The organism is Marinimicrobium sp. UBA4509, from assembly GCF_002388575.1.
Lineage (GTDB): Bacteria > Pseudomonadota > Gammaproteobacteria > Pseudomonadales > Cellvibrionaceae > Marinimicrobium > Marinimicrobium koreense.
Genome location: NZ_DGMV01000040.1, coordinates 32,334 through 33,792 on the forward strand (window position 1 = coordinate 32,334; position 1,459 = coordinate 33,792).

Here is a 1,459-nt window from a genome sequence, read left to right on the forward strand (position 1 = left end):
CGTAGGGGCTGAGCGCAGCGATTGAACCGCGCACCCGCCGTAACCTGCCTCAATGCTCGTGGTCGTGCTCGAACGCCCCTTCAAACCCGAGCCACGCTACTTTGGCCGGCGTAACGTCCAGGTTGAGAACCGTCTCGACCGCACCGGATTCCAGATCCACTTCCACCACCGTGTTGGCCACCGGATCCGTAATGTAGACCAGATGACTCGCATGGGACACGCTCATCACCGGGCGCAAGTCTTCCGCCAGACCACCCAGGTCGCTGGTGACGGCTTCGATTGGCTCAAGCACCGCCCAGCCATCGGCGATTTCAAGGCGAATCAGATCACCGGTGCTATCCAGCACCAGAAAGTGTTCACCCTCGGCATCGAACCCGTAGCCAATGGCGGTACGCTCTGACTCACCGCGCCAGTCAAGCGGCTCTATGCTGTCCGCTTCCGGATCAATAAGATAGAGCTCTTCCGAAGCAACACCCACCAGTATTTCTCCCTCGGACATTCCATAGAGCGAACCGATGCGTCCCACAAAGCCTTCCGGATTGGCGATTTTCTCGCCGACGAACTCGCCGTTTTCCTCGTGAATCACCAACACACCATCCGTGCAGCCAAAGGCGACACCGTGATGCCACTGGGCACTCCCGTGCAGTCCGGGACAGAGCGTTTCGAAGGTCTGTTCGAGTTCGTACTCGTCATCGTGCCAGTGGTAACGCGCTACCTGGTTGGGCAAGGTGGTGCTGTCATCATTGGCATCCCGGACAGTGGCAAACAGGTACTCTCCAAACTGCTGCGCTGCGCCGTGCTGGTGAGTGTCCAGGGTCAGCCATCGGCCACTGCCATTGTCGGCCATATCGGCTTCGGAAAAGACCCCGACCTCAGCCGCCTCGCCCTGATCGGCATTGCCGTCATAGAAAATCACCGAACGCTCGCCACCGGTGGTGAAGTGGGTCGGGCGTGGACCCGGCGCCGAGAAGTCGGCAAAGCTCGGGGAGGTGATGGTGTAATCCCAGTGATCATCGTGATACTCGTGAATCAGACCCGAGTCCACCGCGTTTACTTCACCCGCATCCCGCTGCAACATCACACCAAAGCGATGGTTCGCGCTGGCGTATACCGCCGAAGCCGGATTATTCAGTTCGTAATGGGCCAGCTCGTCGCCGTCATCCAGATCATAGAGAACCACTTCGGCCTCATCGTAGGCGGCTACCAGTAACCGGCCTTTGGTTTCGGGCGCGTCACCATGGGCTGAACCATGATCATCATCGTGATCGTCGGAATGATCTTCCACCGGATCGCGTTCCACAATCTCGGTGCTGCTGCCACCGCAGCCGCTCAGTACCAACAGTGAGCTCAGGCACAAAGCGGTTGAAAGTCCGTGTTGCCAATGCATGTTTGAAACTCCTGTTGTTCGATTATTAAATTGTTGGTTGCGTCGGGTGACGGCGGATGCGGGCTTTGCCCT

At 58.5% G+C, this 1,459-nt stretch carries 1 protein-coding gene; it reads right to left on the reverse strand.

Going from position 1 to position 1,459, the window contains the following annotated elements; genetic code table 11:
* Window positions 1-49: 49 nt before the first annotated feature.
* Window positions 50-1,387 carry a hypothetical protein gene (locus tag B3520_RS06020; RefSeq protein WP_286807382.1) on the reverse strand — a complete coding sequence of 446 codons (1,338 nt, stop codon included), beginning with the start codon at window positions 1,385-1,387 and terminating at the stop codon, window positions 50-52.
* Window positions 1,388-1,459: the final 72 nt, after the last annotated feature.